Raw genomic sequence first — 23,368 nt, forward strand, 5'->3', positions numbered from 1 at the left:
CGCCGCGAACGTCGGGCCGGTAGCACTCTCCGCCCATGACTGCATCCTGTCGGCTTTGCCATAGCCTGTCCGGCTACGACGGCGCAAAGTTGCATCACCCGATAAGTGTCGGGAAGATGCCTCTTTTGAGGGACTGCAGAGGATGGGGGAGTAATGCGGCGAATTGTCTCCTGTCTCGCGGCCATGGTCACGGCAGCCTCGCTGGCCGCCTGCGCGCCCGCCACCGCCCGGCAGGCCGCCCAGACCGCGTATCTGGTCTTCTACGCCAGCGGGAGGCAGGCCGACGCGCTCGACCTCATCGGTGACGCGGGCGGCACCGCCGTCCGCGCCGAGCCCAAGCTCGGCTACGTGCTCGCGCACGCGAGCGGCCCGGCCTTCGTCAAGGCCGTCGGCGCCGACCCGGCGGTCGTCGGCGTCTCGACCGACCGCCGGATCGGGTACGCCTCCGCCGCCCGGACCTTCCCCGACGCGGGCTCCTTCACCAGCGGCGGCAGGAGCGACCCGCTCACCGAACGCCAGTGGGACATGAAGATGATCGGCGCCGACCGGGCGCACGCCAAGGTCCCCGGAAGCAGGCAGGTGCTCGTCGGCGTCATCGACACCGGCATCGACGGCAAGCACCCCGACATCGCCCCGAACTTCAACCGCGAGCTCAGCCGCAACTTCGTCACCGACAGGCCGAAGGACGAGAACGGCGAGACGCTCGACGGCCCGTGCGAGGTCAGCGGCTGCAAGGACCCGGTCGACCAGGACGACGACGGCCACGGCACGCACGTCGCGAGCACCATCGCCTCCCCGGCCAACGGCGTCGGCGTCGTCGGCGTGGCGCCCGGAGTGCAACTCGTCAGCATCAGGGCCGGCCAGGACTCCGGCTTCTTCTTCCTCAAGGCCAGCCTCGACGCCCTCACCTACGCCGGCGACGCCGGCATCGACGTGGTGAACATGAGCTACTACGTCGACCCGTGGCTGTTCAACTGCCGGAACAACCCCTCCGACAGCGCCGAGGAGCGGCTCGAGCAGCGCGCCATCGTCACCGGCATGCAGCGGGCCCTGGACTACGCGCGCAAGAAGGGCGTCACCCTCATCTCCGCGCTCGGCAACGGCGGCACCGACCTCGGCTCACCCAAGCTGGACAAGGTCAGCCCCGGCTATCCGCGCGGCGAGGAACGGGTCCGCAAGGTCGACAACTCCTGCCTCAACGTGCCCGCCGAGTCCAGCGGCGTCATCTCCATCTCCTCCGTCGGCCCCTCCGGCCGCAAGGCCGTCTACAGCGACTACGGCCTCGAGCAGACCGACCTGGCCGCGCCCGGCGGCGACGCGCTGGACGGCAAGGCCGCCTCGCCCGCCCGCTCGATCCTGGCCGCCGCCCCCGAGGCCGTGCTGCGCGCCAAGGGCAGGATCGACAAGTCGGGCAAGCCCAGGGGCGCCGACGTGGTCCGCGACTGCACCAGCGGCACCTGCTCCTACTACCAGTATCTCGACGGCACCTCCATGGCCGCCCCGCACGCCACCGGGGTCGCCGCCATCCTGGTCAGCCGCTTCGGCAAGCCCGGCCCCGGAGGTCTCAGCCTCCCGCCGGCCACCGTCGAGGACTACCTCTACAGGACCGCCATGCGCAAGCCCTGCCCGGCTCCGCGCGCGTACGTCTACAAGGTCTACGGCGAGAAGACGACGCACGTCTGCGAAGGCGACGCCGCCAGGAACGGCTTCTTCGGCCGGGGTATCGTCGACGCCTACAAGGCGGCTACGTTCAAGCCATGATGTACCGCCTCCTCGCCGACGCGGCGATGGTGGCGCACTTCGTGTTTCTCGCCTATCTGGCCCTGGGCGGGTTCGTCGCCTGGCGCTGGAGGCGGACGATCTGGCTGCATCTCGCCGTCGTCGGGTGGGGGCTGCTGTCGGTGTTCGTCGGCGTCGAGTGCCCGCTGACGGTGCTCGAAGACTGGGCCAGGCGCGGCGCCGACATGCGGGGCCTGCCGGCCAGCGGCTTCATCGACCACTACATCGAAGGCGTCGTCTATCCAGATCAATACACTAACTTGGCACGTCTGGCCGTCGCCGTTGCCGTGCTGTTCTCCTATGTCGGGTACGTTCTGCGGCGTCAATGACTGCCAAGTGGTCTGTACCAATTAAGGTAGGACTCGTGACTCGTCGCGCGAAAATCGTCTGCACCCTAGGCCCAGCCACGTCCTCTCCTGAACGCCTGCGCGAGCTCATCGCCGCGGGCATGGACGTAGCACGGTTCAACCTCAGCCATGGCAATCATGACATGCACAGAGAGGTCTACGACCGGGTCAGGGAGGTGGCGGCAGACCTAGGCCGCGGCGTAGGCGTGCTCGCGGACCTGCAGGGCCCCAAGATCCGTGTCGGCAAGTTCGAGGAAGGGCCGGTCCGTCTCGGCTTCGGCGACGTCTTCACCATCACCGCCGAAGACGTTCCCGGCGACCGCGAGCAGGTCTCCACCACCTACAAGGGCCTGCCGGGCGACGTGCGCCCCGGCGACACGATCCTGGTCGACGACGGCCGCCTCGTCCTGGAGGCCACCCGGATCGACGGCGACCGCGTCATCACCCGCGTCGTCATCGGCGGCATGATCTCCGACAACAAGGGCCTCAACCTGCCCGGCATCAACGTCAGCGCCCCGGCGCTCACCGACAAGGACGAGGCCGACCTGCGCTGGGCGCTGCGCACCGGCTGCGACATGATCGCCCTGTCGTTCGTCCGCCGCCCCTCCGACGCCGACGTGGTGCGCAACATCATGGAGCAGGAGGCCGTGCGCCTCCCGCTGCTCGCCAAGATCGAGAAGCCGCAGGCCGTGGAGCGCCTCCCCGAGATCATCGAGGCCTTCGACGGCATCATGGTCGCCCGCGGCGACCTCGGCGTCGAGCTGCCGCTGGAGCAGGTCCCGATCGTCCAGCGCCGCATCATCTCGCTCTGCCGCGAGAAGGCCCGCCCGGTCATCGTCGCCACCCAGATGCTCGACTCGATGATGAGCGCCCCGCGCCCCACCCGGGCCGAGGCGTCCGACGTCGCCTACGCCGTCATGGACGGCGCCGACGCCGTCATGCTGTCGGGCGAGACCTCGGTCGGCAACTACCCGATCGAGTCGGTGGCCACCATGGACCGCATCGCCTGCGCGGCCGAGAAGTCCTACCTGCAGGCCACCCACACCCTCGAGCGCATGCCGGAGACCACGGGCGGCGCCATCGCCCGGGCGGCCGCCGAGGTCGGCGCCATCGTGGGCGCCAAGGCGCTGGTGGCGTTCACCATGTCCGGAGAGACGGCCCGCCGCCTGGCCCGCTACCGCTCGCCGATCCCGCTGCTGGCCTTCACCTCCTCCCCGCACGTGCGCGGCCAACTGTCGCTGACGTGGGGTGTGGAGACGTTCCAGGTGCCGTTCGTGCACCACACGGACGACATGGTCAGGCAGGTGGAGGCGTCGCTGCTGTCGCTCGGCCGCCTGGAGAAGGGGGACAAGGTGGTCATCGTCGCGGGCTCGCCTCCCGGCACCCACGGCTCCACCAACGCCCTGCGCGTCCACACCATCGGCTCCGCGGTGTCCCACGCGAACTGATCCGGGTGGAAGAAGGGCCGCACTCCGGGTGCGGCCCTCTCCGCTTCCGGCGCCTCTGTCAGAGGGTCAGTTCGCGTGCAGGGCCGAGTTGAGCTCGACGCCGCCGCCGTTGCGGGGAACGGCCTCGACCGCGCCGGTCTGGGAGTTGCGGCGCAGCAGAATCCCGTTCGAGCCCGACAGCTGCTTGGCCTTGACGACGCTCCCGTCGGGCAGGGCCACCTTGGTGCCCGCCGTGACGTAGAGCCCCGCCTCCACCACGCAGTCGTCGCCCAGGGAGATGCCGACGCCGGCGTTCGCGCCCACCAGGCAGCGCTCGCCGATCGAGATGACCTGCGTGCCGCCGCCCGACAGCGTGCCCATGATGGAGGCGCCGCCGCCCACGTCGGAGCCCTCGCCGACGACCACGCCGGCCGAGATCCTGCCCTCGACCATGGACGCGCCGAGCGTGCCGGCGTTGAAGTTGACGAAGCCCTCGTGCATGACCGTGGTGCCGCCGGCCAGGTGGGCGCCGAGCCGCACCCGGTCGGCGTCGGCGATGCGCACGCCCGTGGGCATCACGTAGTCGACCATCCGCGGGAACTTGTCCACGCCGTACACCGCGACCGCGCCCTCGCCGCGCAACCGCAGGCGCATCCGCGTCTGCTCGAAGCCGTCGACGGGGCACGGCCCGTAGCTGGTCCACACCACGTTGGCGAGCTTGCCGAAGATGCCGTCGAGGCTCAGTCCGTGTGGCTTCACCAGGCGGGTGGAGAGCAGGTGCAGCCGGAGGTAGGCGTCGTGGGCGTCGAGCGGCGCCTCGGAGAGCTTGGCGATGCCGGTGCGCACCGCCACCACCTCGACGCCCCTGGCCGGGTCGGGGCCGACCAGGGCGGCCAGTTCCCCGGCCTCCTCGGCGGCCAGCCGCTCGGTGCCGGTGACGGGCGGGTCGCCCAGCTCCGGCGCGGGAAACCAGGTGTCGAGTACGGTGCCGTCGGCGGCGATGGTGGCGAGCCCGACGCCGTAGGCGCCGGTCACGGTGGGATCGATAGCAGTCACGTGCCTCAAAATACCGCGATCCGCTCGCCGGCGTCCGAAGCCGCTGCTGGTCAGAGCACCCCGAGATCGGCCGACAGCCACCGCTGCGGCCGCATCCGAAACGTGACGAGCGCGTTGAGGTCCGACCCCTCCACGTATCCCGGCACCGCCTCGACCGGAAGGTAGCGCGAGGCGATCCGGGTCAGCTCCGCCAGCAGGGTGGGACCGGATCCGGTCACCGGCCCTTCGACCGAAACGTAACGGTAAGTCGGGCTTGTCCGCTGGACCAGCAGCGTGAGCCGTCCCGCCTTGGCGATCAGCCTGGCCTTCACCGAGTCCGCGCCCGTCAGGAACCGCACCTCGCCGCCGGGCTCGTAGTCGTACCAGATGGGCACGCTCAGCGGCGCCCGCTCCGGCCCGGCGTCCACGGCCACCGCGGCGATGTGCGGCTCGGCCAGGAACTTCGCCCGCTCTTCCGCGCTCAACCCCATCACGCCCACCTCCGAAGATCGCACCGTCATCGTGTACATCACCCGAGATCGGACGGCTACTCCACGCCGGGCCCGAACCGGTCGCCGTGAAGCGCACGGCTTACGCATTCTTCGCCCCGGCATGACCCGGTGCCTACCCGGGCGGCGGCGCTTCGACAGCGTACGGCGTGGCCTCACCTTGGTCCGGTATATGGGATTTTCGTGCTGGTTCGGGGGCCGCTCTGTACGGCGTCACCGGCCGGCTCTAACGTTCGGGCACATGAGAGATCTTCTGCCCTCCGCCTGGCTCGAACACCTGGAGAGGATCGGCCCTCAGGAGGTCGTCCTGCCGCCGGATCTCGCCGGAGAGCTCCTGCGCCTGACCGTGCCGCACGAGGACGTGGGCGGCGTCCTGGCGGGCGTGCCCAGGCCCGGTAGCGAGGCGTGGTGGCTGCTGGAGCGCTGCGTCGGCTCCCTCGTCTCCACCATGGGCGAGCTGGACGACCCGCCGCCGTTCCCGCCGCTGCCTGCGTCCGCCGATCCTTACTTCTACGTGTACGTGTTCCTCGCCGCCGCGCCGCACGTGCGGGCCTACCATCGCCGCCTGGGCGTCGCGGACGAGGTGTCCCGGCGCACCCTGGCCGATCTCGGCCGCAACATGGCCGTGCACCGCAGGAAGCACGGCACCGGAGGGGTGGACGCTCCGGTCTGGCTCACGCTGCACTTCCGCGGCCTGAACTACGACCTCGGGCGGTTGCAGTTCCAGCGTGCCCGGATCGGCACGCGTACCCACGAGGCGGTCACCGCCGCGGGCGTGAGCTGCGAGCCCGGCGACCCGGTGCTCTCCGTGCACATCCCGGACTTCCTCGGCCCCCTGACCCCCGCCGCCTGCGACGCGGCCTTCGCCCGTGCCAGGGAGTTCTTCCCCCGCCACTTCCCGCGAGAGGATCCGCGCGTCGCGGTCTGCCACTCCTGGCTGCTGGACGACCAACTGGCCGAGTATCTGCCGGAGGATTCGAACATCATCCGGTTTCAGCGCAGGTTCCGGCAGATCTACAAGGCAGAGGGCGACGGCGGCGTCATCTCGTTCGTCTTCGGGGCCGAGCGCGCCGAGCTGCCTCGCGGGACCACGCTGGAGCGTGCGATCGGTGATCACCTTCGTGCCGGCCGGTCCTGGCACGGCACGGCAGGCTGGCTGCTCCTGCGGGAGTCGTGACGACGTCCAGGGGGAGTGCCGGAAGCGGGATTCGAACCCGCACGCCCTTTCGAGCAGACGCTTTTGAGGCGTCAGTGTCTGCCATTCCACCATTCCGGCAATTTCCAGACTTGTCCGGAAATGCGCCGTACCTCGCCTCTGAAGTGAACCAGCGGAGGGCACCGGCGTGGATCTAATCTACCGGACATCGGTACTCTTGCGCTCGTGAGTACGCAGCGGCGAGTGGTGATCGCGGAAGACGAGGCACTGATCCGCCTCGACCTCAAGGAGATGCTCCAGGAAGACGGCTACATCGTCGTGGGGGAGGCGGGTGACGGCGAGACGGCGATCCGGCTCGCCACGGAGCTGCGGCCCGACCTCGTCATCCTCGACGTCAAGATGCCGATCCTCGACGGCATCTCGGCCGCCGAGCGGATCGTGTCAGAGCGGATCGCGCCGTGCCTGATCCTCACCGCGTTCTCCCAGCGTGACCTGGTCGAACGGGCCAGGGACGCGGGGGCGATGGCCTATCTGGTCAAGCCGTTCACCAAGGCCGATCTGGTGCCCGCGATCGAGATGGCGGTGAGCAGGCACGAGGAGATGGTGGCGCTCGCCTCCGAGGTGTCGAGCCTGTCGGAGCGGCTGGAGACGCGCAAGCTGGTCGAGCGGGCCAAGGGGCAGCTGATGTCCAAGCACGGGTGGAGCGAGCCCCAGGCCTTCCGGTGGATCCAAAAGGCGTCGATGGATCGCCGGTTGAGCATGCGCGAGGTTGCCCAGATCGTTATAGACGACGTAGCCGACCACGGCTAAACGGGCTTATATCAGCAAATTTCGCGTCATGGGTTGTGGTGCGGTCACGACTGGGCATCCAACCGGCTTCGGTGTCTTTCGCCAGAGGCGTCCCGGCAGATCCTGATGGGCGGACGGAAGGTCCGCTCATCACGAACGGAGACGCTTTCGATGATCCGCAATTCTCGTGTGCTGGCCGCCGCCACCGCGGCGTGCCTGGCGCTGGCGGCCTGTGGCGGCGGAGGCACGACCACCGCGCCGAGCGCCACGGGCTCCGCGTCCGCCCCGGCCACCGCGCAGGCGGCCAAGGGGGACGGCACGCTGACCATCGGCACGGTGCTGCCGCAGACGGGTTCGCTGGCCTACCTGGGGCCGCCGGAGTTCGCCGGAGTCGATCTGGCGATCAAGGAGATCAACGAGGCCGGCGGGGTGCTCGGCAAACCGGTGACCACGATCCACACCGATTCCGGTGACACGACCACGAACATCGCCTCGCAGTCGGTGGACAAGCTGCTGGCACAGAAGGCCGACGCGATCATAGGGGCCGCGTCGTCCTCGGTGTCGGAGTCGATCATCGACAAGGTGACCCGCGCGGGAGTCATCCAGTTCTCGCCCGCGAACACCTCCGACGAGTTCACCACCATCAAGGACGACGGGCTCTACTTCCGTACGGCTCCGCCGGACAAGTTGCAGGGGCGGGTCCTCGGCGACCTGGTGGTGGCCGACGGCAACGACACGGTCGGCATCCTGGCCATGCAGGACTCCTACGGGTCGGGCCTGGCCGACCAGCTAACGCAGACGGCCGAGGAGGGGGGCGCCGAGGTGGTCGAGCGGGTGGACTACGACCCGAAGGCGGCCGACTTCTCGGCGGACGTGGCGAAGATCAAGGCGGCGAACCCGAAGGGGATCGTGCTGATCGGCTTCGAGGAGACGTCCAAGGTGGTGCAGGAGCTGGTCAAGCAGGGGGTGTCGGCGGCCAAGCACAAGTGGTACATGGTCGACGGGAACATGTCGAACACCAACTTCCGGCAGGTTCCGAAGGGCACCCTGAAAGGGGTCAAGGGTACGATCCCGGGCGCCTCGGCGCCGGAGGCCTTCCAGAAGCGGCTGCTGGGCGTCGATCCGGAGCTGGAGGAGTACACCTACGCGGCGGAGGCGTACGACGCGGCGATGCTGATCGCGCTGGCCGCCGAGGCGGCGAAGGACGACGCGGGCGTGCCGGTGGCGGCCAAGCTGGGCGAGGTCAGCAAGGGCGGCGAGAAGTGCGAGGACTTCCAGGGGTGCGCCGAGTTGCTGAAGGCGGGCAAGGACATCGACTACGACGGCGTCAGCGGCCCGGTGGACTTCAACGACGCGGGTGACCCGTCGGTGGCGACGATCGGGGTCTACCAGTACGGCGCGGACAACACCTTCGACGCGGGGAAGGCGCTGGAGTACCGCAAGGGCAACATCGCCGGCTGAGCTATCGACGTCCGAAAGGCCTCGATCTGGGGCCTTTCGGACATCCGCGCCGTCAGCCGCCCAGGCCGCACGCGTCCAGCGCGTAGTCGATGAGGCGGTCCTGCACCGGCTTGGGCGGCGCGACGATGACCACGCGTTCCACGCCCCCGTCGACGCTGGCCCGGACGGGGAACTGGAACGCCTTCTTGGCCTCGGCGAAGGCGTGCGGGTCACAGCGGCCGGGGGTGAGCTCGATCGGCGCCTCCGCCCGCGACGCCTGCGCGCCCAGCTCCACCAGCGGGTTCGCCTTGCCCACCGGCGCGGCGATGTAGTGGGTGGTGCCGCCGATGGAGTGCACGGCGACGGTGCCCGGTCCGCGGCGGGTCAGCGTGAGGGTGCCGCGCATCGCCTCGCCCTCGCGCCGCCATCCGGGACCGAAGGAGATGTCGGCCGCCTGCTTGATCAGATATTCGGAGCACTCGTCGCGCACCAGCCTGGCCAGCAGCGGGTCCGGGTGCGGCACCTTGAACACGACCCGGCGCAGCGCCTGCTCGGAGCCGGTGCGCAGGTGGGCCACCACGGTGGCGGGCCGCACCTCCGGCAGGCCCTCGGGCGAGCAGACGGCCTTGCCGTAGGGGATGGGAAGGTCCGTCCTGTCGGTGCGCTGGATGGTCGTGTCGGCCTTCTGCGCCGGCAGTGTCTCGAACGACGGAGTGACGAGCTGGACGTCGGCGAAGTACACCGGTGTCCCGCTCGTGTTCCGGACGGCCACCTGCATCCCGTGGACGGGCTCGTCGGAGCGCCACTGGGCCAGGGAGACGGACAGGCCGGCCGGTGGATCACTCGACGGAGTGGCCTGCGGCGACGGGCCGCCGCAGCCGGACAGGAACCCTGCGAGGATGAGGTAGACCGAAACACGGCTCACCCGACGCACCATAGGCATGATCCGGCCGCCCTCGTAAGTTGAGGACTGGTTACGACTCAGCATCACAGTGCCGACAGTTCACCTGCATGACTGGCATGTACGTACAGGCATTTTGTACGTTTCCGTCATTCGATCGGGAACGCTCGGCGGTGCTGACGGATCCCGGCCTGGAATGAAGGAGATTACTTCATGATCCGCATTGCTCCCATGGGGCGGGCGCTAGCTGTCGTGGCTGTCACCGGCCTCGCCCTGACAGCTTGCGGTGGTGGCAGCGACACCGCCGCACCACCCTCGCCCTCGACCGCGTCATCTTCCGCGGCGGCCCCCGCGGCGGAGGGCGACGGCGTCCTCACCCTCGGCACGCTGCTGCCGCAGACCGGGTCGCTGGCTTTCCTCGGCCCGCCCGAGTTCGCCGGTGTGGACCTGGCGGTCAAGGAGATCAACGAGGCCGGCGGCGTGCTCGGCAAGCCGGTGGCGAAGATCCACACCGACTCGGGCGACACCACCACGAACATCGCCTCGCAGTCGGTGGACAAGCTGCTGGCGCAGAAGGCCGACGCCATCATCGGCGCGGCGTCCTCGTCGGTGTCCGAGTCCGTGATCGACAAGATCACGGGTGCCGGCGTGGTGCACTTCTCGCCCGCCAACACCTCCGACAAGTTCACCACCATCGCGGACAAGGGCCTCTACTTCCGCACCTCGCCCCCGGACAAGCTGCAGGGCCGGGTGCTCGGTGACCTGATCGTGGCCGACGGCAGCGACACGGTCGGCATCCTGGCCATGCAGGACTCCTACGGCACCGGCCTGGCCGACCAGGTCGCCAAGACCGTCCAGGACAGTGGCGGCGAAGTGGTCGAGCGCATCGACTACGACCCGAAGGCGGCCGACTTCTCCGCCGACGTGGCCAAGCTCAAGGCCAAGAGCCCCAAGGCCATCGTGCTCATCGGCTTCGAGGAGACCGCCAAGATCATCCAGGAGCTCGTCAAGCAGGGCCTGCCTGCTGACAAGCACAAATGGTACATGGTCGACGGCAACACCTCCAACACCAACTACGTCAAGATGCCCAAGGGCACCCTGAAGGGCGTCAAGGGCACCATCCCCGGCGCCGCCGCTCCGGAGGAGTTCCAGCAGAAGCTGCTCGGCATCGACCCCAAGCTCGAGGACTTCAGCTACGCCCCCGAGTCCTACGACGCCGCCAACCTGCTCGCGCTGGCCACCGAGGCCGCCAAGACCGACAACGGCACCGCGGTCGCGGCCAAGCTGGCCGAGGTCAGCAAGGGCGGCGAGAAGTGCAAGGACTTCAAGACCTGCGCCGAGCTGCTGAAGGCCGGCAAGGACATCGACTACGACGGCGTGAGCGGTCCGGTCGAGTTCAACGAGGCCGGTGACCCGGCGGTCGCCACCATCGGCATCTACCAGTACGGCGACGACAACAAGTACGCCACCAAGGCGCTCGAGTACCGCACCGGCAACATCGCCGGCTAGTCGCTCGTGAGCTGAACACCCGCGAAGGGCCCGGTCCTCCCCCCTGGGACCGGGCCCTTCGCATGCCCGCTACGCGCAGCCTGCCGTAATCTGCCCCGCCGCGGCCCTGTAGCGCCTGAGGAGGGCCACCTGGTCCTGCCTGGGCACATCGGCCCGGGACAGCTCCTCGGTGGCTGTCTGGACCGTACGGACGGCCGTGGACAGGGAGGCCGGCAGGCGGGAGCCGAACTGGAGCGTGATGCCGCGCACCTCGGCCAGCCGGCCGAGGACCGCGTCCTCGAAGTTCTGCCGCTCCTCGCGCCCCTCGGGCTCGAGCAGCAGGCCGGCGTAGCCGATGGCCGACACCACGCGCGCGCACGGGTCGTCGGCCGGGTCGCCGCCGGTGCTGTACGTGGCGTCGGCGGCGGGAGCCTGCTGGCAGGCGGTGAGGGCGGACAGCATGAGCGCGATTGCCACGAAGCGTTTCACATCGCTCATTAAAAAACGGAGAAGGGGCCCGCGGGGAGCCCCTTCTCCGTTTCTTGCGGGTACCGGTCAGGCCTTGGCCAGGGTGCCGAGGTAGAGCTCGATGACCTTGGGGTCCTGAGCGAGCTCGCTGCCGGTGCCGGTGTAGGCGTTGCGGCCCTGGTCGAGCACGTAACCCCGGTGGCAGATCTGCAGGCAGCGCCTGGCGTTCTGCTCCACCATGATCACGGTCACGCCGGCCTTGTTGATCTGCTGAGCCTGGATGAACACCAGGTCCTGCAGCTTCGGCGACAGACCCGCCGACGGCTCGTCCAGCAGCAGCACCGATGGCTCGGTCATGAGCGCCCTCGCCATCGCCACCATCTGCCGCTCGCCGCCCGACAGGGAGCCCGCGCGCTGCTTGCGCCGCTCCTTGAGGGCCGGGAACAGCTCGGCGACGAACTCGAAGCGCTCCTTGAACTTGCCGGGCACCTGGAAGGCGCCCATCTCGAGGTTCTCCTCGATGGTGAGGCTGGGGAAGACGTTGTTGGTCTGCGGGACGTAACCGACCCCCCGCGAGACCAGCTCGTGCGCCTTCATGTTCGTGATGTCCTCGCCCTTCAGCAGCACCGTGCCGCTGCGGATGTTGACCAGCCCGAACATGGCCTTGAGCAGGGTCGACTTACCGGCTCCGTTGGGGCCGATGATGCCGATCAGCTCACCGTCGCCCACGTAGAGGTCGGAGCCGTTGAGGATGTTCACGCCCGGCAGGTAGCCGGCGATCAGCTCGTCGCAGCGCAGGACGGCGTTCTCGGCGCCGGCCAGGTGCGCGCTGCGGTCGGTGACGGCCGCCTGGGATTCGGGCGTGGATTCAGGCGTGGATTCGGGGACGGCGTTCACTTCTGCGTCTCCTCCTCGATCTCGGCTTCGAGCGCCTGCTCGGCCTCCTGGAGCTGCTCCACGAGCTCACTCTCCGAGAGGGGCGCGTCGTGGTGGGCGCCCAGGTAGGCGTCGATGACCCGCTCGTCGGACATGATCGTGGCGGGCGGTCCCTCGGCGATCACATTGCCCTGGGCCATGACGATCACCCAGTCGCTGATGTCGCGCACCATGTCCATGTCGTGCTCGACGAACAGCACGGTCATGCCCTGCTCGCGCAGGTCCTTGACGTGGCCGAGCAGCGACTGGGTGAGGGCCGGGTTGACGCCGGCCATCGGCTCGTCGAGCATGACCAGCTCGGGCCGGACCATGAGCGCGCGGGCCATCTCCAGCAGCTTGCGCTGGCCGCCGGACAGCGATCCGGCGAAGTCCTCGCGCTTGGCGTCGAGCTTGAACCGGGCCAGCAACTCGTCGGCCCGCTCGGTGATCTCGTCCTCCTGGCCGCGCCACAGGCCGGGCACCAGAGCCCGCCAGAAGTTCTCGCCCTTCTGCGCCTGCGCGCCCAGCCGCATGTTCTCCAGCACCGTGAGCTTGGACAGCGCCTTGGTGAGCTGGAACGTGCGCACCATGCCCGCGCGGGCCACCTTGTGCGCCGGCACGCCGTTCATGGCGCGGCCGTTGAACGTCCACTGGCCGGAGTCGGCGGTGTCGAAGCCGGTCAGCTGGTTGAAGAAGGTGGTCTTGCCCGCCCCGTTGGGGCCGATCAGCGCGGTGATGGAGCCGCGCTGGACCTCGATGTGCCCGACCTCGACCGCGGTGAGGCCGCCGAAGCGGCGCACCACGTTGTCGACCACCAGGATCGGGTCGGGCTTGGGCACGCCGGGGTCGCGCGCGAGATCCTTGAACGCGGCCAGTGCGGCCGCTTTCTGATCCTTGACAGTGCTTTCAGCGTGCATCGAGTGCTATCTCCCTCTTGTCCCCGAAGATGCCCTGTGGTCGGTAGACGAGCAAGAGGATCAGTCCGAGCCCGACCAGCAGGAAGCGGAACGGGCCGACCTGGGTGGAGTCCATGAACGTGATGAGCCCGGACTCGACCGCCCCGCTGAGCACGCCGTTGACCAGCACCAGCAACACCCAGAAGATCATCGAACCGACGACGGGGCCGAACACCCGGGCGGCGCCGCCGAGGATCACGATCGTGTAGGCGAAGAAGGTCGTCTCGGTGCCGAAGATGTCGGGCTGGACCGAGGCGAAGGCCAGCCCGTAGATGAAGCCGCCGAGGCTGCCGATGACGCCGCCGAGGATCAGCGACTGCATCTTGTAGGAGAAGACGTTCTTGCCCAGGCTGCGCACCGCGTCCTCGTCCTCGCGGATCGCCTTGAGCACGCGGCCCCACGGGCTCTTCATGAGCAGGTAGACGATCAGGCAGGAGATGCCGACCAGGATCCAGCCGACGACGAGCACCCAGAGCAGCCGCTCGTTGAAGGTGAACCAGCCGAAGCCGTACGTCCCTGGCGGGAAGGGGTTCATCTCGTAGAAGCCGTCGGAGAAGCCGCGCCGGCCGTCGGAGCCGCCGAAGATGTCCTTGAACGCCACCGAGCGGAAGACGAGTCTGACGATCTCGGCCGCCGCGATGGTGACGATGGCCAGATAGTCGGCTCTCAGACGCAGTGTGGGAATGCCCAGCACGACGGCCAGCAGCACCGCGGCGGCCAGGCCGACCCCGATGCCGATCCAGAACGGCAGCCCGAGCACCGTGACGGTGACGGCCAGGCCGTAGCCGGCGACCGCGAGGAACGCCGACTGCCCGAAGTTGAGCAGACCGGTGTAACCGAAGTGGATGTTGATGCCGATCGCGGCGAGCGCGTACCAGACCGTCTCGACGCCGATGGCGGCCTTGACGGTGGTGGAGATGATTGTGGTCCAGTCCATGGTTCCCCCCGTCAGCCGATCCGCTCGCGGCGGCCCAGGATGCCCTGTGGCCGGAAGAGGAGCACGATGATGAGTACGGCCAGCGCGCCGACGCTCTTGAGCTCCGGCGGCACCCAGAGGGTGGACACCTGGATGAACAGGCCGACGATGATGGAGCCGACGAGCGCGCCGAACGCGGTGCCGAGCCCGCCGAGCGTGACGCCGGCGAAGATGAGCAGCAGGATGTCCTGGCCCATGGTGAACTTCAGGTTCTGCGACAGGCCGAGCATGATGCCGGCCAGCGCCGCGATGGCGCCGCCCATGGTCCAGATGATCCGGATGACCCGGTCGACGTTGATGCCGGAGGAGGCCGCGAGCGCCGGGTTGTCGGCGACCGCGCGGGCCGCCTTTCCGGTGCGGGTCCGCAGCAGCGCGATGCCGACCACGATCAGGACCAGCAGCTCGATGCCCATGGCGACGAAGTTCTTGGGCGCCGCGGAGATCGGGCCGACCTGGATGCCGGGCTGGGCGTTGTACTGGGCGAAGGACTCGCTCTGGCCGCCGAACAGGATGAGGAACAGATAGCGCAGGAACAGCGCCACGCCGATCGAGACGATCATCATGGCGATGATGCCGGTGCCCCGCCTGCGGAGCTGCCCCCAGAAGAACCTGTCCTGCGCGTAGCCCAGCCCGCCGGCCGCGATGACCGCGAGACAGGCCGCCGGGATGAGATGCAGCCCGATGCCGGTGTTGAAGCCGTAGGCGAGCAGCGCGCCGAGCGTGACGAGCTCGCCGTGGGCGAAGTTGGTCAGCCCGGTGGTGCCGTAGATGAGGGACAGACCGAGCGCGGCGAGCGCGATGATCAGCCCCAGATTCAGTCCCTCGAAGGTCAGCTGGGCCGCTCGCTGCCAGAACGCGCTCTGCGTGCCGCCGTCGTCCTGCGGCTGACCCGCCGCGGACTTGGCCTGCAGGGCGAACAGCACGGTGGCGGGGTTGCCCTCGTACACGGTGGGCGTGCGGACGTTGTTGCCCCCGCGGATCTCGACATCCTTGGGGAGGCTGCTGACATCCAGTGTGACCTTGTACGAGCCCGGCTTGTCGACCGGGACCTCCCAGGTGCCCTGGGCGTTACTGGTGACCTCTTGAACGGGTTGTCCGCTCTCGGTGGTCACGACGATTTTCACGCCGTTCACTGGCTGGCCTTGGAGTTTGAGTGAACCCCTCAAGCTCTGTTCCGGATCGGCCGCATGGGCCGGAGCGGCGAGCAAGAGTATGAGTCCACTCATGAAGGCCGTGAACGCGATCACGGCTCTGCGCAATGGTGCTCCCTCAGATAGGTCAAGGCGGGGTTGTGCCCCTCCATCTCGACACGCGGGCATCGCAGGCACAACTGGGATGCTGTGGCGGGAGCTTATTGTGGCCGCGCCCGGTTCAGGATCGTTCGTCACCAATTAGTGACATGTGTGTGTCACTGATGTGAGCAAACAAACACCAGGTCAGGGGCTAAGTGAGGGGTCACGCCTGGCGCCATGATTTAACTGAGTTCTTACAAGCGGGTGCTTGATCGTAACGAGCCCGCGGGGAGGCCTTTGGGACCATGTGAGGCCCGTGTCGCCTCACCGTTATCTACTCGGCCTCCCCGCGGGCTCTGCTGACCTACAACCGTAGCGAGCCATGGGCACCCTGTGCAAAGGGTGAGCGCCGGTTCAGCGGTCGCGCAGCATGCAGGTGAGGCGGGAGGTGCAGACGCGCCGCCCCTCCTCGTCGGTGATCTCGATCTCGTAGCTGGCCAGCGAGCGGCCGCCGTGCAACCGGGTGGCCACGCCCGTGACGTAACCCGACGTCGCCGAGCGGTGGTGGGTGGCGTTGATCTCGATGCCGACGGCGATCCGCTCGGGCCCCGCGTGGATCGCGGCGCCGGTCGAACCCAGCGTCTCGGCCAGCACGACCGACGCTCCACCGTGCAGCAGGCCGTACGGCTGCGTGTTGCCCGCCACCGGCATCCGGCCGACGACGCGCTCCGCGCCGGCCTCGAGGAACTCGATTCCCATCCGCTCGGCCAGCGTGCCCTCGTGCGCGGCCGCGAACTCGGCGGCGCCTGCGGGATTCAACTGCGTCAAGGGGACGCCTCCAGTCATTCGAGCTCGGGTTTTCTGTCGCAGTTGGAGACTAGGCTGCTCGTGTGCCGAAGAGTGAAGTGACCCCCAGCCGTCCGTGCCTGCTGCTGCTTGACGGACATTCCCTGGCTTACCGCGCCTTCTACGCGCTCAAGGACGCCAACCTCATGACCACCGACGGTCAGCACACCGAGGCGGTCTACGGGTTCACCTCGATGCTGACCAACATCCTGCGCGACGAGCGGCCGACCCATGTGGCGGTCGCCTTCGACCGCTCGGAGCCGACGTTCCGGCACGAGGAATACGCCGAGTACAAGGCCAACAGGAGCGAGACGCCCGAGGACTTCCGCGGCCAGATGCAGCTCATCTTCGAGCTGCTCGACACGCTGCGGGTGCCGCGGCTGTCCAAGGCGGGCTTCGAGGCCGACGACCTGATCGCCACCCTCGCCACCCGCGCCGACGCCGAGGGCATGAGCGTGCTCATCGTGACCGGCGACCGCGACGCGCTGCAGCTGGTCAACGACAACGTCACGGTCCTGATGACGCGGCGCGGCATCAGCGACATGACCCGGTTCACGCCCGATGCGGTCCAGGAGAAGTACGGCCTGACCCCGGAGCAGTATCCCGACTTCGCGGCGCTGCGCGGCGACCCGAGCGACAACCTGCTCAGCATCCCCAGCGTGGGGGAGAAGACCGCCGCCAAGTGGGTGCGCGAGTTCGGCTCGCTGACCGCGCTGGTCGACCGGGTGGACGAGGTCAAGGGCAAGGTCGGCGACAAGCTCCGCGAGCATGTCGCCCAGGTGCTGATGAACCGGCGCCTGACCGAGCTGCTGCGCGACGTGCCGCTGGAGGCCGACCTGGCCGAGCTCCAGCAGGGCGTCTGGGAGCGCGAAGAGGTCAACAAGCTGTTCGACACCCTGCAGATCCGCGGCGAGCTGCGCGAGCGGGTGTTCAAGGTGCTCGGCACCGGCGAGCAGGAGCCCGACCAGGGCTTCGAGGTCGAGACCGTCATCCTCGGCCCCGACCGGGTGGCCGGCTGGCTGGCCGCGCTGCCCGCGGGCCGCGCGGGGGTGGCCTTCAAGGGCGTCTACGGCAGCGGCACCGGCCGCATCGACTCCATCGCCATCGCCTCCGGCGGCACGGCGGCCCACATCGACCCGGTCAAGCTGACCGAGGCCGACGAGGCGGCCCTGCGCGCCTGGCTGGCAGACGAGTCCAAGCCGAAGGCCGTGCACGACGCCAAGGGGCCGATCCTGGCGCTGTGGGCGCAGGGCATGGAGCTGCGCGGCCTGACCTGCGACACCGCCCTGGCCGCCTATCTGGCGATGCCGGGCCAGCGCACGTTCACGCTGGAGGACCTCGCCCGGCGCTACCTCAACCGCGACCTGCGGGCCGAGGCCGAGCCTGACGGGCAGGCCACGCTGTTCGGCGACGACGAGGACGCCCCCGCCAAGGATCTGGCGCTGCGCGCCCACGCCGTGCGCGAGCTGGCCGAGGCCCTGGAGAGCTTCCTGGCCGGCCGGGGCGGCACCCAGCTCGTCGACGACCTGGAGCTGCCGCTGATCACCGTGCTGGCCGAGATGGAGCGCGCGGGCATCGCGGTCGACAGCGAATACTTCACCGGCCTGGAGGCCGAGTTCGGCGCGGCCGTCAAGCACGCGGTCGAGGAGGCGCACCGGTCGGTCGGCGAGCAGTTCAACCTCGGCTCTCCCAAGCAGCTGCAGGAGGTCCTGTTCGTCAAGCTCGGCCTGCCCAAGACGAAGAAGATCAAGACCGGCTACAGCACGGACGCCGACCAGCTCGCCTGGCTCGCCACCCAGAGCGAGCACGAGCTGCCGACGATCATGCTCCGCCACCGTGACCAGACCAAGTTGCGCACCACGGTCGAAGGCCTGATCAAGGAGATCGCCGACGACGGGCGCATCCACACCACCTTCAACCAGATCATCGCCGCGACGGGCCGCCTGTCGTCGGAGAAGCCCAACCTGCAGAACATCCCGATCCGCACCGCCGAGGGCCGCCGCATCCGGCAGGGCTTCGTCGTCGGCGAGGGCTACGAGACGCTGCTGACGGCCGACTACAGCCAGATCGAGCTGCGCATCATGGCCCACCTGTCGGGTGACGAGTCGCTGATCGAGGCCTTCGAGTCGGGTCACGACTTCCACCAGGCGACCGCGGCCCGGGTCTTCGACCTGCCGCCCGAGCAGATCGACGGCGAGCTGCGGGCCCGCATCAAGGCCATGAACTACGGCCTCGCCTACGGCCTGTCCGACTTCGGGCTGTCCGGCCAGCTCAACATCCCGGTGGCGGAGGCGCGGGCGCTCAAGGAGGAATACTTCACCGAGTTCGGCGGCGTCCGCGACTTCCTGCAGGAGATCGTGCGGCAGGCGCGCACCAACGGCTACACCGAGACCATGATGGGCCGCCGCCGCTACCTGCCGGACCTGACCAGCGACAACCGCCAGCGGCGCGAGATGGCCGAGCGGATGGCCCTCAACGCCCCCATCCAGGGCTCGGCCGCCGACATCATCAAGGTCGCGATGCTCCACGTGCGGCAGGCGCTGCGCGAGGAGGGGCTGGGCTCGCGGATGCTGTTGCAGGTCCACGACGAGCTGGTCTTCGAGGTGGCGCCCGGCGAGCTGGAGCAGCTACGGCAGCTCGTGACCGACCAGATGAACGCCGCCTACCACCTGCGGGTGCCGCTGGAGGTGTCCGTCGGCGTCGGCCGCACGTGGGAGGACGCCGGTCACTGAGCCCGTGCCGCCCCGCCATACCGCGCGTTTCGTCCGTGTACGGCGGGGCATAGCCACTTTTTCATGATCGGCCTGGTCTGTGGTGGGCACGCCGATGACGGGGTGGTTCTGCACTACCCTGTGGAGGAATTTTCCCCGAGTGGCACGGGAGTTTTGTGCGGTCGTCAGCGTCCCTCACGCGGATCATCGGCATAGCGAACGTCGTGGTCGTGCTCGTAGCGATCATCGGGCTCATGCTCGTGCCGTCCGCCGGTCCTGCGGCCGCCCCGCCGGGGGCCTCCGCCAGGGAACGATCCACCACCCAGCCGGCCCGGCCGACCCTGCGGCCCGACGAGGTGGGGCAGCCGCCGGGGGTCGTGGCCACGCCCGAGTTCGCCAAGCAGGTCAAGGCCAACGAGCTCGGCCTGGTCCCGGTGCTGATGTACCACCGCATCGCCAAGAAGCGGCGTGCCTCGATCGACCGCACGCCCGCGCAGCTGCGGCAGGAGTTCGAGAAGCTCGCCAAGCAGGGGTACGTGCCCATCAGCGCCAGGGAGTTCGCCACCGGCGACATCCGGGTGCCGGCGGGCCGGTTCCCTGTCGTGCTGACCTTCGACGACGGGCATCCCAGCCACTTCGCCCTCGACGCCGCAGGCAATCCCGCGCCCGGCACGGCCGTGGCGATCCTGTTACAGGTGGCCGCGAAGTATCCGGGCTTCCGGCCCGTCGCCACGTTCTGGGTCAACCACACCCCGTTCGGCCTGCAGACCGAGCAGGAGCAGGCGGCGGCCGTGCGGTGGCTGGTCGGCAACGGGTTCGAGGTGGCCAACCACACCTGGTCGCATCCCAACCTGAGGACGCTGCCGACGAAGAAGGTGCGCAAGCAGATCGCCAAGGTCGAGCGGCTCCTGCGCAAGCTGGGGGCCGGCTCGTCCGCGACCATGGCGCTGCCCTACGGGTCGATGCCGCGCTCGAAGAAGGCGGCACGCAGCGGCACCTGGGAAGGCGTGGATTACGATTTCGCGGGAGTTTTCCTCGCAGGGGCGGAGCCCTCGCTCTCGCCGTACGCCAGAAAGTTCGATCGCGGGGCGATCCAGCGGATCCAGAGCAACGGCAAGAAGGGCGAGTGCCGCAGATGGTGCTCGCAGTACTGGCTGGAGTGGCTGAACAAGCACCCTGGTGAGCGCTACGTCTCCGACGGTGACCCGGACCGGATCTCCGTCCCGGGCAGGCTCAGGGGTAATATCCAGGCCAAGCGCAAACCGCTGCTCAACGCCTACTAGGCGCGGCGGATGTGCCGGTCGGATTGACCCCGGGCCGATGGTCTCATATGCTGATCGCTGCGCTGTGGGCTCGCGCGCGCCTCAGACGGAGCGGGCTCGCGCTCGGTCACGTCGACGTCGTCATTCATCGGCTTGATGCGGAAGAGGGCCTGCCGCGCATCCGCCACATCGACATCCTGTCCGCGTTCGGAGCAATTCCACACATGACGTCCAGCACTGAGGCCACCTCGAGCACCCCGCAGGTAGCGGTCAACGACATCGGGTCCGAGGAAGCCTTCCTCGCAGCGATCGACGAGACCATCAAGTACTTCAACGACGGCGACATCGTCGAGGGCACCGTCGTCAAGGTCGATCGAGACGAGGTCCTTCTCGATATCGGCTACAAGACCGAGGGAGTCATTCCCTCGCGTGAGCTTTCGATCAAGCACGATGTCGACCCCGCGGACGTCGTGGAAGTCGGCGAGCACGTCGAAGCCCTGGTTCTCCAGAAGGAGGACAAGGAAGGGCGCTTGATCCTGTCCAAGAAGCGTGCTCAGTACGAGCGCGCCTGGGGCACGATCGAGAAGATCAAGGACGAGGACGGCATCGTCACCGGCACCGTCATCGAGGTCGTCAAGGGTGGACTCATCCTCGACATCGGCCTCCGTGGCTTCCTGCCGGCGTCCCTGGTCGAGATGCGCCGTGTCCGCGACCTGCAGCCGTACGTCGGCCGCGAGCTCGAGGCGAAGATCATCGAGCTCGACAAGAACCGCAACAACGTGGTTCTGTCGCGCCGCGCCTGGCTCGAGCAGACGCAGTCCGAGGTTCGCCAGACGTTCCTCAACACCCTGCAGAAGGGTCAGGTCCGCAAGGGCGTCGTCTCCTCGATCGTCAACTTCGGCGCCTTCGTGGACCTCGGCGGCGTCGACGGCCTGGTCCACGTGTCCGAGCTGTCCTGGAAGCACATCGATCACCCCTCCGAGGTCGTCGAAGTCGGCCAGGAGGTCACGGTCGAGGTCCTCGACGTGGACATGGAGCGCGAGCGCGTCTCCCTGTCGCTCAAGGCCACCCAGGAAGACCCGTGGCAGCAGTTCGCCCGCACCCACCAGATCGGCCAGGTCGTTCCGGGCCGCGTCACCAAGCTGGTGCCGTTCGGCGCGTTCGTCCGGGTCGAGGAGGGCATCGAGGGCCTGGTCCACATCTCCGAGCTGGCCGAGCGCCACGTGGAGATCCCGGAGCAGGTCGTCCAGGTCGGCGACGAGATCTTCGTGAAGATCATCGACATCGACCTCGACCGTCGCCGCATCAGCCTCTCGCTGAAGCAGGCCAACGAGGGTGTCGGCACCGAGGTCGAGTTCGACCCGACCCTCTACGGCATGGCTGCGACCTACGACGACCAGGGCAACTACATCTACCCGGAGGGCTTCGACCCGGAGACCGGGGAGTGGCTCGAGGGCTTCGACAAGCAGCGTGAGGAGTGGGAGCGGCAGTACGCCGAGGCTCAGACCCGCTTCGACGCTCACCGCAAGCAGATCGAGGAGGCGCGCAAGGCCGAGGCCGAAGCGGGCGAGGCGGCTCCTTCGACCTACAGCGGCGAGACGCAGGCTCCGTCCAGCAGCTCCTCGTCGGCTCCGGCCGCTGGTGCGCTGGCCTCGGACGAGGCTCTCGCGGCTCTGCGTGAGAAGCTCGCGGGCGGCCAGAGCTGACGCTCTGGTAGCCGGATCGTAGAAAGGCCCCGCACGGGTTCGTGCGGGGCCTTTCGCGTCCCCGCCGGCCAGTACGGACCGCGCCCGCGATCTGCCTGCCACGGCGGACTCGGTCCGGTCCGCCGGGTGAACGCGGAGAGGAAACCGGTCCGCGCGGTGGACACGGATCCGGTTCGGTCCGCGCGGTGAACGCGGAGAGGACTTCGGTTCGCGCGGCGGATGGTGGAGAAACTCCCATCAGCCTGAACCAATGCGGAAAGAAGTCTTCCGCATTGGCCGGCATGGTGGTCCACATGAAGCCCTTCAGCATCGACATCCCGCAGGCCGACCTCGACGATCTCCGCGACCGTATCCACCGCACCCGGTGGGCACGGCAGCTGCCGGGGGCGGGCTGGCAGCGCGGGGTGCCGGTGGCCTACCTGCGCGAGCTGGCCACATACTGGGCCGACGAGTTCGACTGGCGGGCACAGGAAGCGAAGCTGAACTCCTTCCCGCAGCTCACCACCGAGATCGACGGCCAGCGCATCCACTTCCTGCACGCGCGGTCGCCGGAGCCGCACGCCCTGCCGTTGATCATGACGCACAGCTGGCCGAACTCCGTCGCCGAGTTCCTCGACGTCATCGGGCCGCTCACCGACCCGCGGGCGCACGGCCTCGACCCGGCCACCGCCTTCCACGTGGTGGCTCCCTCCCTGCCCGGCTTCGGCTTCTCGCCGTTCCCCGAGCCCGCCGACGAGCGGCCGTGGAGCGTCTCCCGGGTGGCCGGCACCTGGGCGGAGCTGATGAGCAGGCTCGGCTACACCCGCTACGGCGCGCACGGCAACGACGCGGGCGCCCTGGTCACGCCCCAGCTGGCCGCGCTCGACAGCGACCACGTGATCGGCGCGCACATCACCGGAGGCCTCGGCATCCCCACCGGCGACCCCGCCGAGCTGGACGGCGCCACCGGCGAGGAGCTGGCGGAACTCGAGGAGGCGAGCGCGTGGATGACGGGCGGCAGCGGCTACGGCCCCTACCTCGCCGCCCGCCCGCAGACGCTCGGCCACGGTTTCACCGACTCGCCCGTCGCCCAGCTCGCCTACCTGGTCGAGCGGTTCCACGAGTTCGACGGCTGGCCCGGTGAGAAGCCGAAGCCGGCCGAGCCCATCTCCCGCGACCTGCTGCTCACCAACGCCTCCCTCTACTGGCTGACCGCCACCGGCGCCTCCTCCTCGTGGACCTACTACGAGGGCGCCGCCGGCATGCCCATCGACCAGGACGCCGTACCCACCGGGGTGTCGCACGGCGGGCCGGGGATCTTCCGCCGGATCGCCGAGCGCCGTAATCGCCTCGTGCACTGGGGCGGCCACTCCAGCCCCAGCCACATGGTGGCCATGGCCGCGCCGGACAGCCTGGTCACCGACCTCCGCGCGTTCTTCGCCCTGC

20 protein-coding genes and 1 tRNA gene are annotated in these 23,368 nt (G+C 68.9%); 11 read left to right on the plus strand and 10 right to left on the minus strand.

Going from position 1 to position 23,368, the window contains the following annotated elements; all coding sequences use genetic code 11:
• Positions 1 to 153: 153 nt before the first annotated feature.
• The 3 genes from V5E28_RS23515 to pyk are packed head-to-tail and all read left to right on the plus strand — an operon-like array spanning position 154 to position 3,574.
• Complete coding sequence (locus V5E28_RS23515) at positions 154 to 1,761, plus strand: S8 family serine peptidase (protein ID WP_336209190.1); 1,608 nt, start codon at positions 154 to 156, stop codon at positions 1,759 to 1,761.
• Positions 1,758 to 2,108 carry a DUF2784 domain-containing protein gene (locus tag V5E28_RS23520; RefSeq protein ID WP_336209191.1) on the plus strand — a complete coding sequence of 117 codons (351 nt, stop codon included), beginning with the start codon at positions 1,758 to 1,760 and terminating at the stop codon, positions 2,106 to 2,108. The genes V5E28_RS23515 and V5E28_RS23520 overlap by 4 nt, the downstream gene beginning before the upstream one ends.
• Before the next feature lie 35 nt (positions 2,109 to 2,143).
• On the plus strand, positions 2,144 to 3,574 hold the full coding sequence (gene pyk, locus V5E28_RS23525) for a pyruvate kinase (protein WP_336209192.1): 1,431 nt from the start codon (positions 2,144 to 2,146) through the stop codon (positions 3,572 to 3,574).
• 66 nt (positions 3,575 to 3,640) lie between these two features.
• On the opposite strand, the gene dapD is transcribed toward pyk, so the two are convergent.
• Complete coding sequence (dapD, locus tag V5E28_RS23530; protein ID WP_336209193.1) at positions 3,641 to 4,609, minus strand: 2,3,4,5-tetrahydropyridine-2,6-dicarboxylate N-succinyltransferase; 969 nt, start codon at positions 4,607 to 4,609, stop codon at positions 3,641 to 3,643.
• A 50-nt stretch (positions 4,610 to 4,659) separates the two neighbouring features.
• Positions 4,660 to 5,109 (minus strand): pyridoxamine 5'-phosphate oxidase family protein, encoded by a 450-nt coding sequence (locus V5E28_RS23535; protein ID WP_336209194.1) that lies wholly within the window; start codon positions 5,107 to 5,109, stop codon positions 4,660 to 4,662.
• Between the two features lie 229 nt (positions 5,110 to 5,338).
• Here V5E28_RS23535 and V5E28_RS23540 point away from each other — a divergent pair, with 229 nt between their 5' ends.
• The gene (locus V5E28_RS23540; RefSeq protein ID WP_336209195.1) at positions 5,339 to 6,274 is read left to right on the plus strand and encodes an acyltransferase domain-containing protein; all 936 of its coding nucleotides are present in this window, start codon (positions 5,339 to 5,341) and stop codon (positions 6,272 to 6,274) included.
• Between the two features lie 16 nt (positions 6,275 to 6,290).
• Here the strand turns inward: V5E28_RS23540 and V5E28_RS23545 are convergent.
• Positions 6,291 to 6,373 (minus strand) — tRNA-Leu (locus V5E28_RS23545).
• Between the two features lie 105 nt (positions 6,374 to 6,478).
• On the opposite strand from V5E28_RS23545, the gene V5E28_RS23550 reads away from it, so the two are divergent.
• Both V5E28_RS23550 and V5E28_RS23555 read left to right on the plus strand, forming a co-directional pair.
• The gene (locus V5E28_RS23550) at positions 6,479 to 7,063 is read left to right on the plus strand and encodes an ANTAR domain-containing response regulator (protein ID WP_336209196.1); all 585 of its coding nucleotides are present in this window, start codon (positions 6,479 to 6,481) and stop codon (positions 7,061 to 7,063) included.
• A 150-nt stretch (positions 7,064 to 7,213) separates the two neighbouring features.
• A complete protein-coding gene (locus tag V5E28_RS23555; protein WP_336209197.1) occupies positions 7,214 to 8,503 on the plus strand; it encodes an ABC transporter substrate-binding protein in 1,290 nt (429 codons plus the stop codon).
• A gap of 52 nt (positions 8,504 to 8,555) precedes the next feature.
• Here the strand turns inward: V5E28_RS23555 and V5E28_RS23560 are convergent, their stop codons facing one another.
• Positions 8,556 to 9,407: a hypothetical protein gene (locus V5E28_RS23560; protein ID WP_336209198.1), complete on the minus strand. Its 852-nt coding sequence runs from the start codon at positions 9,405 to 9,407 to the stop codon at positions 8,556 to 8,558.
• Between the two features lie 189 nt (positions 9,408 to 9,596).
• On the opposite strand from V5E28_RS23560, the gene V5E28_RS23565 reads away from it, so the two are divergent.
• Positions 9,597 to 10,892, plus strand: coding sequence for an ABC transporter substrate-binding protein (locus V5E28_RS23565; protein WP_336209199.1), 1,296 nt, complete (start codon positions 9,597 to 9,599; stop codon positions 10,890 to 10,892).
• 69 nt (positions 10,893 to 10,961) lie between these two features.
• Here V5E28_RS23565 and V5E28_RS23570 read toward each other — a convergent pair whose 3' ends face one another.
• The 6 genes from V5E28_RS23570 to V5E28_RS23595 all read right to left on the minus strand — a co-directional run bounded on the left by V5E28_RS23570 (position 10,962) and on the right by V5E28_RS23595 (position 16,177).
• Complete coding sequence (locus V5E28_RS23570; RefSeq protein ID WP_336209200.1) at positions 10,962 to 11,360, minus strand: hypothetical protein; 399 nt, start codon at positions 11,358 to 11,360, stop codon at positions 10,962 to 10,964.
• A 66-nt stretch (positions 11,361 to 11,426) separates the two neighbouring features.
• A complete protein-coding gene (locus tag V5E28_RS23575; protein WP_442945856.1) occupies positions 11,427 to 12,236 on the minus strand; it encodes an ABC transporter ATP-binding protein in 810 nt (269 codons plus the stop codon).
• The gene (locus V5E28_RS23580) at positions 12,233 to 13,171 is read right to left on the minus strand and encodes an ABC transporter ATP-binding protein (RefSeq protein ID WP_336209201.1); all 939 of its coding nucleotides are present in this window, start codon (positions 13,169 to 13,171) and stop codon (positions 12,233 to 12,235) included. Before V5E28_RS23580 ends, V5E28_RS23575 begins: the two co-directional genes overlap by 4 nt.
• The gene (locus V5E28_RS23585; protein ID WP_336209202.1) at positions 13,161 to 14,147 is read right to left on the minus strand and encodes a branched-chain amino acid ABC transporter permease; all 987 of its coding nucleotides are present in this window, start codon (positions 14,145 to 14,147) and stop codon (positions 13,161 to 13,163) included. The genes V5E28_RS23580 and V5E28_RS23585 overlap by 11 nt, the downstream gene beginning before the upstream one ends.
• Positions 14,148 to 14,158: 11 nt before the next feature.
• Positions 14,159 to 15,310 (minus strand): branched-chain amino acid ABC transporter permease, encoded by a 1,152-nt coding sequence (locus V5E28_RS23590; RefSeq protein WP_336209203.1) that lies wholly within the window; start codon positions 15,308 to 15,310, stop codon positions 14,159 to 14,161.
• A 522-nt stretch (positions 15,311 to 15,832) separates the two neighbouring features.
• Positions 15,833 to 16,177 (minus strand): PaaI family thioesterase, encoded by a 345-nt coding sequence (locus V5E28_RS23595; RefSeq protein ID WP_336209215.1) that lies wholly within the window; start codon positions 16,175 to 16,177, stop codon positions 15,833 to 15,835.
• A 131-nt stretch (positions 16,178 to 16,308) separates the two neighbouring features.
• Between V5E28_RS23595 and polA the strand changes: the two genes are divergently transcribed.
• The 4 genes from polA to V5E28_RS23615 form a co-directional block, all read left to right on the plus strand.
• A complete protein-coding gene (polA, locus tag V5E28_RS23600; RefSeq protein ID WP_336209204.1) occupies positions 16,309 to 18,996 on the plus strand; it encodes a DNA polymerase I in 2,688 nt (895 codons plus the stop codon).
• 203 nt (positions 18,997 to 19,199) lie between these two features.
• Positions 19,200 to 20,258: a polysaccharide deacetylase family protein gene (locus V5E28_RS23605; protein ID WP_336209205.1), complete on the plus strand. Its 1,059-nt coding sequence runs from the start codon at positions 19,200 to 19,202 to the stop codon at positions 20,256 to 20,258.
• Between the two features lie 203 nt (positions 20,259 to 20,461).
• On the plus strand, positions 20,462 to 21,943 hold the full coding sequence (rpsA, locus tag V5E28_RS23610) for a 30S ribosomal protein S1 (RefSeq protein WP_336209206.1): 1,482 nt from the start codon (positions 20,462 to 20,464) through the stop codon (positions 21,941 to 21,943).
• A 293-nt stretch (positions 21,944 to 22,236) separates the two neighbouring features.
• On the plus strand, positions 22,237 to 23,368 hold a 1,132-nt coding region (locus V5E28_RS23615), incomplete at its 3' end, for an epoxide hydrolase family protein (protein ID WP_336209207.1).

Origin of the sequence: Nonomuraea sp. LPB2021202275-12-8, assembly GCF_037044575.1 — a bacterium.
Lineage (GTDB): Bacteria > Actinomycetota > Actinomycetes > Streptosporangiales > Streptosporangiaceae > Nonomuraea.

What these genes read in the sequence shown, in the direction of transcription:
- V5E28_RS23520 (WP_336209191.1), top strand. Translation starts at nt 1,758, where the DNA reads ATGATGTACCGCCTCCTCGCCGACGCGGCGATGGTGGCGCACTTCGTG.
- V5E28_RS23540 (WP_336209195.1), top strand. Translation starts at nt 5,339, where the DNA reads ATGAGAGATCTTCTGCCCTCCGCCTGGCTCGAACACCTGGAGAGGATC.
- V5E28_RS23595 (WP_336209215.1), bottom strand. Translation starts at nt 16,177, where the DNA reads ATGGGAATCGAGTTCCTCGAGGCCGGCGCGGAGCGCGTCGTCGGCCGG.
- V5E28_RS23515 (WP_336209190.1), top strand. Translation starts at nt 154, where the DNA reads ATGCGGCGAATTGTCTCCTGTCTCGCGGCCATGGTCACGGCAGCCTCG.
- V5E28_RS23535 (WP_336209194.1), bottom strand. Translation starts at nt 5,109, where the DNA reads ATGACGGTGCGATCTTCGGAGGTGGGCGTGATGGGGTTGAGCGCGGAA.
- V5E28_RS23580 (WP_336209201.1), bottom strand. Translation starts at nt 13,171, where the DNA reads ATGCACGCTGAAAGCACTGTCAAGGATCAGAAAGCGGCCGCACTGGCC.
- rpsA (WP_336209206.1), top strand. Translation starts at nt 20,462, where the DNA reads ATGACGTCCAGCACTGAGGCCACCTCGAGCACCCCGCAGGTAGCGGTC.
- V5E28_RS23555 (WP_336209197.1), top strand. Translation starts at nt 7,214, where the DNA reads ATGATCCGCAATTCTCGTGTGCTGGCCGCCGCCACCGCGGCGTGCCTG.
- V5E28_RS23585 (WP_336209202.1), bottom strand. Translation starts at nt 14,147, where the DNA reads ATGGACTGGACCACAATCATCTCCACCACCGTCAAGGCCGCCATCGGC.
- V5E28_RS23565 (WP_336209199.1), top strand. Translation starts at nt 9,597, where the DNA reads ATGATCCGCATTGCTCCCATGGGGCGGGCGCTAGCTGTCGTGGCTGTC.